At 47.1% G+C, this 1,240-nt stretch carries 1 protein-coding gene and 1 pseudogene; one reads left to right on the top strand and one right to left on the bottom strand.

What is annotated here, in order from left to right; translation table 11 throughout:
- A partial coding sequence (locus tag Q0386_RS08735) for an aryl-sulfate sulfotransferase (protein ID WP_299029886.1) occupies positions 1–753 on the bottom strand: 753 nt, incomplete at its 3' end.
- Between the two features lie 234 nt (positions 754–987).
- Here Q0386_RS08735 and Q0386_RS08730 point away from each other — a divergent pair.
- Positions 988–1,240, top strand: a pseudogene (locus tag Q0386_RS08730) (thiol:disulfide interchange protein); the annotation flags it as partial.

Genomic DNA, 1,240 nt, shown 5'->3' with positions numbered 1-1,240 from the left:
GGCGTATCTTTGGCCGTAACCCCACGTCATCGCGCCGTCGTCGTTTTGCTTAAAGCCCATCATGACGCCCGCGCTAAAGGGCTGCTTGAGGTCGTAAATTTTACTCGGCTCCAGATACCAGCGAACTTCGCCCTTGGTATCAAGGATGAAGTTGTTCGGGCTGTAGTTCCATTCGATCGCGCCGCCTGCGGGGTTGTTCCATACGACTTTTGTGCCTTTGCCGGTTTTATTTACGAAGTTATTTACGTAGTAGAGACGGTTGGCAAATTTCGCGCTCGGAGCCTTCACGACTTCGATTTTATCAAACAGCGCGCCCTTTTGAGACGGCATGCCCGAGCTTTCTAGATAAATCGCGGGAGCGTAAATTTTATAGGTTTCTTTTATGTGCTCGGTTTGCCCCTTGTAAATTTTATCGTACTCGACCTCTACGGTGTTTTGATAGTCGGGGTAGAGCCCGAAAACAGGTATTCCGCCATGCGTGCGAAGGTGTTTGTCGGCGACTTTATAGCTGATAACTTGACCGCCCGGCTTTGGTACGATAGTGACTTTGGCGTTTGCTAGCGTGTAGCCGCCGTTTTTGATGACCGCCGTTAGAGGCGCAATGTCGTACGGATTTACGACTACTTCGCCGATCTTGCCAGGGATGCCGTAGTCGATATGCGAGCCGCTAGGTCCGCCGATAGCAAGTGCTGCCGTGCTTAGACCGCCCAGTAACGCCGCGGCTAGGGCGAATGAGGAAAGAGTTCGCTTCATCTTATTCTCCTTTGAATTGGTTTGATATCGTAATTTTAATCAACCTCGCTAACGTAGAAATCACGCATTTATTAAAACTTGCTTAATTGTAAAAAATAATTTCAAATTTTAGCTTTTGCGCCAAAATTTAGCCGAAATTTCATAAATTTAATCTAAAATTTATCTTAGCGTGAGTTTTGCGGCGACGAGAGGATATACAATTAAAGCAAACTAAATCATTTTAAGGAGCATTCCATGAACCTACTTTCTAAATTTAGCAAAGGCTTTCTAGCCATTGCGATGTTTGGCGCGATAAGCGCGGCCGCGTTTACCGAGGGCGAGGACTACGTAAAGCTGCAAAAACCGCTACCAGTCGAGCAAAACACGCTAGTTAAGGTCTTTAGCTACGCTTGCCCGTTTTGCTACAAATACGACAAAACCGTCACGCCGAAGGTCGTAGAAAAGGTCGCGGGGCTAAAATACGTGCCGTTTCATCTAAAAACCAAGG

Origin of the sequence: uncultured Campylobacter sp., from assembly GCF_938045625.1 — a bacterium.
GTDB lineage: Bacteria > Campylobacterota > Campylobacteria > Campylobacterales > Campylobacteraceae > Campylobacter_A.
Note: the sequence above shows the minus strand (reverse complement) of the source record. Positions and strands in the feature narration are given on the sequence as shown.